4 protein-coding genes are annotated in these 8,014 nt (G+C 57.5%); all 4 read right to left on the reverse strand.

The features are described from left to right. Nucleotides 1-1,595, reverse strand: a 1,595-nt coding sequence (locus ABYV26_RS15895) for a GAF domain-containing protein (RefSeq protein ID WP_372682338.1), incomplete at its 3' end; no start/stop codon positions are given. Between the two features lie 98 nt (nt 1,596-1,693). Further along, nucleotides 1,694-2,551: an efflux RND transporter periplasmic adaptor subunit gene (locus tag ABYV26_RS15900; protein ID WP_372682339.1), complete on the reverse strand. Its 858-nt coding sequence runs from the start codon at nt 2,549-2,551 to the stop codon at nt 1,694-1,696. A gap of 305 nt (nt 2,552-2,856) precedes the next feature. Next, nucleotides 2,857-4,650: a putative bifunctional diguanylate cyclase/phosphodiesterase gene (locus ABYV26_RS15905; protein WP_372682340.1), complete on the reverse strand. Its 1,794-nt coding sequence runs from the start codon at nt 4,648-4,650 to the stop codon at nt 2,857-2,859. Between the two features lie 312 nt (nt 4,651-4,962). Further along, nucleotides 4,963-7,911 (reverse strand): response regulator, encoded by a 2,949-nt coding sequence (locus tag ABYV26_RS15910; RefSeq protein ID WP_372682341.1) that lies wholly within the window; start codon nt 7,909-7,911, stop codon nt 4,963-4,965. Nucleotides 7,912-8,014 lie beyond the last annotated feature (103 nt).

Genomic DNA, 8,014 nt, shown 5'->3' on the forward strand with positions numbered 1-8,014 from the left:
AGTTCGGCTCTGAGAGAATCGATGCTGGCGACTTCGAAAAGGATCTCGCCGGCACCAACCGGCGCCCCGATTTCCTGTTTGCGGTCTTTTGAAATCACCCACCCGTCGATCGGGGCCACCAGGTCGGCCTGTTCGATGTTCTTCTCGATCATGCGGATCTGGGCGGCCACGCGTTCGCTCTGGGATGCGGCGATGTGTGCGTCCACGGTTTTCCGATCGCGCATGGAGGCCGTCATCTGTTTCTGGTAACCCAATTGTTCCGCCTTGAGGGCAGCCAATTTCAGCCGGAGCTCAGCCGTCTCCAGGGTTCCCAGAATCGTTTTCCCGCCCTCGACCCTGTCCCCCGGCTCCACCAGCACACTCTTTGAAAAGGTATCGAAGGGTGCGACGACCACCTGCTGATGCTGCGCCTTCAAGGCAAAGGTGCTGTTGATGCGGTACTCGCCATTCAGGGTCGCCAGAAGAATTCCCATCAACACCACCAGGACGGCAGCCAGCTTCGTCCCGGTGTGCTCGTGCCCCAGCAGCGACCCCACATGGTGTCGTGCCTCCGAGGCCATTCGTGCGCCGAACCAACGGTCGTTTCGATGAAGGTCCATCAGCCGGGGCGAGCATAAGTCAATGGTCAATCGGATGGCCTCGATCTCCTCCAGGCGGTCGAAGGACTGCTCGGGCGGACGTTCCAGCGTCAACACGGCCGACACTTCCCCGGCTTGGCGAATCGGCAGACTCAACACGGCCGATGGCCCATGCTGTTCTGAAAGTCGAGCCGCCGCCCGGCTGGCAACGATGGCCGGTTCCGCTGCGGGGTGAACGACCTCCAGGTCCTGGTCCAGGCACTCCTCCATGGCCGCTTCGATGGCCTGGACCACCTGCATCTGGCGGTTGAACGTGTCGGTATGGCTCATGGCCCGCACCTGCACACCGTTTCCCTGGAGAAATCCGATGCTGACTCGGTTGCAGCCGAGCCATGATGCAATTTCGTTGCACGATGCCATGGCGGCTTCCAGAAACCGCGTGGGCCGATTGACCGCATCCAGGACCTCCAGGACACGCCGCAGGCGATTCATGGTCTCGAGATGCAGGTTGGCGGTGAGCTGCAGTTCATGGTGGTCGAACAGCAAAGGGGTCGTCTCCAGGCGGGCATGGCTCAACAAAAGCTCATGGGGACGCTGCACCCGGATTCGAAAGGCGGCCGCGGCGCGCACGACGCCCTGGTTCTCGATGGGAATAACCATCAGATACCGCTGGGATTGGCCGTCGCCTGCAGATGCTGCATCCTGGCGGACGGTTACCGTCCGGCCGCTTTTGATAGCTTTGCGAAAGGGTTTTTCAGCCTTGCCGATCCACTCGGGCAGGCTGCCATGGTTACGCGGTGGGGGGTATGCGGCCAGAACCTCTGGCCGGTCGGCCGGGCCTGATCGCAGAATGGCGGCGGCATCCGCGTGGGTCTGTCGGCACTGGGCAGCCAGCAACGCACCCAGGAACCCGCCGGGCGTTTCCTGCAGCGCAAGCCATTCGGCGATAGCCTTGACGCCGGCGAATTGGCTTGCTTTCGGGTCGTCCGCTGGTATGCGTTTGCCTGTGCCACCCATAAATCATTGTATTCCGTCAACCTTGAGTTCGTCAGCGTGCAATCGGCGCCCCCGGCAGATACCGCGGCATTCGCGGCACAGTAGACGATGGCGCCAGGTTATTGGCTGTCCAATTGGGCCATGGTGTTGTCGTCCTGGGTCGCAGTGAAGGCCACGGCCACCCGTTCGCCTGCCGGACGCTTCAGCGGATTGGGTACTTCGATTCGAATCCGCAGGGTTTCACTGGCCGCGTCCGCCACTGCCGAAATGTTGATGATGCGTCCGTTGGGCGATGCGTCGCGGGTGGCTCCGGGAAACGTGATCCAGGCATCCTGACCGAGCTTAAGGTCCCGGGCCTGGGCCAAGGGCACGGGCACATCGATCCAGAGCGGATCGTTTTGGACGATCCGGACCACCGGCCCAAGGGTCCCGATGGATTCACCCACCTCGACGCTGACCTCTTCAACAAGCCCGGCAATCGGCGCGTCCAGGCGCATGCGCATCAACTGGCTGCTCGCATGATCAAAGCGTTGCCGATACTGCTGCTGCTCGAGGATGGCCGATTGAAGGGACAGCTCGGCAATGCGGACGTTGAGGTATAGATGTTCGACTTCCCAGAGGCTGGCCGCACCCTTTGCCTTGGCCTGTTCCAGCTTTTTAAGATCCACCTGCTTTTGGGCCAGCTCCGCCTGTGCGGCATGGATTTTGGTTCGGTCTTCCGACAACATTTTCAACTGCTGGCATTGAATTTTCTCGGGTTCATCGTAAAGGTGCACCAGCAGCTGGTCCTTTTCGACCGTCGTACCCGGTTGGACCAGAACGTCACTGACCCGGCCCGCCACGACAAAAGAGAGGGTGATGTCGGCATTGGGGGCGGTGATGCCCTGCAACGCCTCTGCGCGGGCCAACACAGGGGTACTCATCATCAGGCCGATGAGTACAGCCGAATAAAAAGCGGATCTGTATCTGGTAATCATCGCAGGTCCTTTCATACACCTATCATCCTTTTCAATTCACCGTTTTCAGGCGATGATCATCGGTAACAATTGGCTCCCAATGACTTTAGCAAATCAAATGCCAAGACTGTAAACAATGTTATAAACAATATATTCAATAGTTTATTTTCGTAAAGCGTCAAAAGGTTTTTTTTAACGCCAGTAAATTGACGCCTGCGGTTCACTGATCCTTTGGGAACTGACAGGCTTCAATCGCGCCTGTTTCACATCGAATAACGCTGCAGCGGTTGCCGCACTGAGGGCCATTGTCTGTCGACAACCCCTCGCTATCCATTAGCGGGAGGCAGCATCTCGAACAGCTGATCGGGTGGCAGCGGCCGGCTGAATAAGTAGCCCTGGTATAGGTCACAGGCGCCTTTTTTCAGAAAAGAGAGCTGTTCATCCGTCTCTACGCCCTCGGCGACCGTCGTCAAGTTCAGGCTGCGCGACAGATAAATCATGGTAGAGACGAGTGCGCTGCTTTTAGGGTCTTTAAACAGATCGATAAAAAATGAGCGATCGATTTTCAGTTCGTCCAAGGGTAGTTTTTTCAGATAACTCAAAGAAGAATACCCGGTTCCAAAATCATCCAGGGCCAATTTGATGCCTTGGTCCTTCAGGCGACGCATATATTCGATTTTTCGATCGATATCGTCTAAAAACATGTTTTCGGTGACCTCAAGGGTCATCAATTGTGGGGACACACCGCTGTTTATGACAATCTGTTTGAAAACAGTGGGCATCTGCTTGTTCTGAAATTGAATCGGGGATAGATTGACGGCCATGCCGATGGGCACTTTGCCGCCTCGCTGCCAGACTGACAACTGCCTGCAGGCCTCGCCCATCACCCATTGCCCGATGGGAATAATCAGACCAGTCTCCTCGGCTATGGGGATAAATTTGTCCGGTGGTATCATGGTGGCTTCATTGACCTGCCACCGCAAGAGAGCCTCGACACCCGCAATGCGGTTGGTTTGAACATCTACCTTGGGTTGATAGTGCAGCATCAATTCATTGCGATCCAAGGCTTTGCGCAGCCTGGCTTCGAGACTGAGGCGCTGCTGATACTGGGTGTTTATCCGGCGCGAAGAGAATTGAAAGGACCCCCCGCCATTGGCCTTGACATGATCCTTGGCACTCGATGCCAACTGCAGCATGGAATGGCTGTCGCCATCTTCTGTGGGGTAGGCGGCGATACCGATACTGGCCGTCAGGTAAAGCTCGGTGTTTTTAACCAGCAATACGGATCGAACGGCTTCCAACAGACACGCGGCGACCCCGGCTGCATCGCGTTCGCTATGGATGCGATGCAGAATCAGGGTGAACACGCCGCCGTCGAGACGGAACAGATTGACCGGGACATATTCATCGACCTCCATCCGCCCCATCATATCGATACCCTTGATGACCTTTTGGAAACGCAGGGTAAACTGCCGCAGGATCTCGTCGCCGGCCAATAGCCCCATGGTATCGCGGATCTTGTCGAACTGGTCCAACTCGATACACATCAGCGCCAGCTTCTCCTCGTCCTCTCTGGCGGATGTCAACCCCCAATCTAGAGATTCCATAAACAGGTGCCGGTTGGGCAACCGAGTCAACGGGTCATAAAAAGTGAGCCGATCCTGGTATGCCTTGGCAGCCAGGGTGTTGCGCACCCGCAACCGAAGTTCACTCGGATCCACCGGTTTGGCCAAAAAATCGGTGGCACCGAGGTCCAGGGCCTGCAATTTATCCTGGTTGTCGGACGATGACGTCAAGATGATGACAGGCAGGTGGCTGAGTTTCGGATGCATCCGGATGTCCCGCAACAGGTCGAAGCCCGACACGTGAGGCATTTTCAGGTCGAGCAGCAGCAGGTCGGGCCGCTGGCGTTCAAGGGTGGCTAGGGCGTGGATCGACTCTTCGATCAAAACGAAGTTGCGGTACCCCGTCTCCTCCAGATAGGCCTTGACCACTTCCATGGTGGTGGACTCGTCATCCACAATGACGATGCTGGCATTTAGCTGCTGATCATTATCCTCACTAATGGCCGACGCTTCCTGCAGCTCCGATGAATTCGCTTTGGCAGTCGCTGATTGCATGTGTGCCTGTTTCCTATCTTCTTCCTGTCCATAAATGGGGTTGTGGCGCCTTACATGATAGAGCCTCACAAATGTATTGTCGGCCTTTAACGCGTATACCTGAGGGAATAATTATTGGTTGCGCTGGTTTTTAACCCACGATTTCTATTATTAAGCTGTCCTTCCTATCGAAGGTAGCCAATACCCAAATCCCAAAAAACAAATAAATAACAAACACCAAACAACCAAATCCCAAATTTTCGGTTTTTATGTCTCTTGAGATTTGGAATTTATTTGTAATTTGTTTTTTGTAATTTGTTTTTTCTGGTTTTTCTACTGTACCGATGGCTGTGCCGTCGATGGAGTCCCTGTCGCGTGCTCCGCTGCCATACCCGGCACTACGATGGCCGCCGAGAGTTGCTTTACCTGCTCGAGAACCTGGCCGGCCTGCTCCGGCTGTGCGGTTTTGGAAAAGGTTTCCAGCCGGGCGGCGGGCTTGGTAAAATCGTCAAAGCCCACCGTGCCGCCGGATCCCTTTAGCCAGTGCGCAAACAGGGCCAGCTCTTCCAGGTTTCCAGCGTCCAGGGCCGATTGGGCCTTGACCAGCTCTGCGTCGAGCTTGTCGGCAAACTTGGCAATCACCTCCTGGAATTGGGGCATGGATGCCAACCGCGACGTCACGGGTTGGCGGGTGGCCGCTTCCGGTTTGCTGGCGGCCAACACCGTTGTGCCTGATGGCTCTGGCGAGGTGGTGGCGGATGGGGCAGCTGCAACCATCGGCCCGATGCCGGGTACCACCAGGCGGGCCGCCAGCCCGTTCAGGCCTTCGATCGCCTGCTGAAGATCGGCGTCGTTGGATCCGTTTTTGGCGAGTTTTTCAAGGTTGGCCGCCGGCACCGTGAATTCGTTGAAACCGATCGTACCGCCGGCACCCTTGAGCCAGTGGGCAAAGTCGGCAATCTCCTTGCGGTTACCCTGTGCGTGGGATCGCGCCACGCTTTTCAGGCGTTCGTCGAGCCGCTTGGCAAATTGAGCGATCAGCTTGCGAAATTTTTCATTCCCTTCCGGCAGTGTGGAACGGATGGGTGCGCTGTCTGCTGACGGGGATCGGTTCATCCTGTTGTCGGGTGCGGACGCTGCAGCCGGGACGGCAGCCGCTTCCTTTTTGGAGGATACCTGTCGCCCCCCCAGCAGCTCCGCCATCAGCGCCATAAAGCGATCCAGGTCAACCGGTTTGGAGAGATATCCGGAGTAGCCCACGTCCAGACACTCCTGCTCATAACCGGCCATAGCGTTGGCGGTCAGTGCGATGATGGGTGTCTCAATACCCTGCTGTCTGAGCTTTTGGGTGGCGCTGAACCCATCCATGACGGGCATGTTGACGTCCATGAGAATCACGTCGTACGGCTGGGCCGTGGCCTTTTCCACCCCCACCTGGCCGTTCTCCGCCTCATCCACCGTCAATCCGGCGTCCTGCAGCAGCAGCTTGAGCAGCTCCCGGTTCTCGGCGCCGTCATCCACGACCAATACACGCGCCTCGGGGAACTGCCAGGCTGTCTGTTCAGTAGCGGTCTGCACCTGCGCTGCCTTCTCCACCTCGTCCGGCTGAAGGAACGGCACCGCTTGAACATCACCCGTGGACACGGCCACCGTGAATGTGCTGCCCTTGCCCGGCTCACTTTTGACCGTGATGTCGCCGCCCAATGCCCGCGCGAATTTGCGGCTGATGGAAAGGCCCAGCCCGGTTCCACCGAAACGGCGCGTGATCGCCGAGTCGGCCTGGGTGAAGGGGTCGAAGATGGTTTCGATTTTATCTGCGGCAATGCCGATGCCGCTGTCGGTAATATCGACCGACAGCAGGGATTTGGATGAAGCGGACGCGAAACGGCAGACCACCGTGACCTGGCCCTGCTCGGTGAACTTGATGGCGTTGCCCACCAGGTTGAAGATAATCTGCCGAAAGCGCGCCGGGTCGGTCTGGATCTGCTGCGGCAGCGCACTGTGTGCCTCGAAAGTCAGCCGGATCCCCTGCTCCTGCGCCTTGAGGCCCAGCATCTGCAGCACCTCGTGGATGATCCGGTGGGGTTCGGCCCAGGCCGCCTCCATTTCCAGCTGACCGGATTCGACCTTGGAGAGGTCCAGGATATCGTTGATCAGTTCCAGCAGGTTGGTGCCGCTGGCGTGAATCGTGTTGAGGTACCGCAGGCTGTCCGCCGGGTCTTTTCCGAACCCCCGTTTGAGGATTTCGGTGAAGCCGAGGATGGCATTCATGGGCGTTCGGATTTCATGGCTCATGTTGGCCAGAAAGACGCTCTTGGCCTGGTTGGCGGCTTCGGCCTCCTCTTTGGACTGGCGCAGCTCGATCTCCTTGTTCTCCAACTGCGTGATATCGTCAAAACTGACCAGTACGCCGGCGTATTTGCCGCTGGCACCCAGCACCGGGGAGCAGTTGACATTGAAGGTCAACCAGGTCCGGTTCGCGCGACGCAGTCGCAGGGTTCGGTTGATCTGGGCTTCGCCGCTGGTGAGCGCCTGCACCCAGGGTCGCTCGGTTGGTTTGATTTTCTTGCCCGCTTTATCCATCCAGGGTAGGTCGCCGGCCCGGTATCCGAGAAGATTGTCCGAGGCCTTGCCGAGCATGGCAGCGAAGGATTTGTTGGCCAGCACAATCTGTTCTTTGTGATCGAGCACCAGAAGACCGCCGGCCAACGTGTCCAGGGCCGAGCGAACCCGCCCGGGAATGGCCCGGGACGGATCCAGTTGTCGCAGCACTTTGCCCAGATAGTAGTAAAAGCCGATGTAGCAGAGCAGGCCCATGAACCCGATCATCCGAAGCATCGGATGTTGCGTCAGCCCGATGAGACCACCGGGATCCAAGGCCTCGAATCGCAGCTCCAACTGCCCCCATTTCTGTTCGCCGGACCAGATGGGCACCCGCACCTGCGTATCCATCGAGTGTTCACCGCTCATCGCCTGCCAACGATCGGCATGTCCAGGTGTCGTGACCAGCGCCGCCCCGTCGTGCCGGCGCAGGCCCAGCGACAACAGATCGGAATTTCTGTCCACCAGCACTTCAAAATTATTTTTCAGGTAACCAAAATCGTTGGACAGCACGGCCGATGTCGTGTGCACGGCGATAGCCTCGGCCAACACCGTTCGCCCCTGCCGCACGGCAAGGGCTCGATCCGGCACAATACCGAGAAAAAAACCCAACATGACAACACTGATCGTCAAGCCCAAAAGCCCGATGACTACCCGGTGTTTGACATTCAATCGTTTCATGGCCTGTTATGTCTCTCTTTGGTTTGCCAAAATTGTCCCCACGGGTTTCTTTTTAGGCTCTCTTTCCTCTGGCTTGCGGTCGATGATGGACGCCAGGGATTCG

Source organism: Desulfosarcina sp. (assembly GCF_041551955.1).
Classification (GTDB): domain Bacteria; phylum Desulfobacterota; class Desulfobacteria; order Desulfobacterales; family Desulfosarcinaceae; genus Desulfosarcina.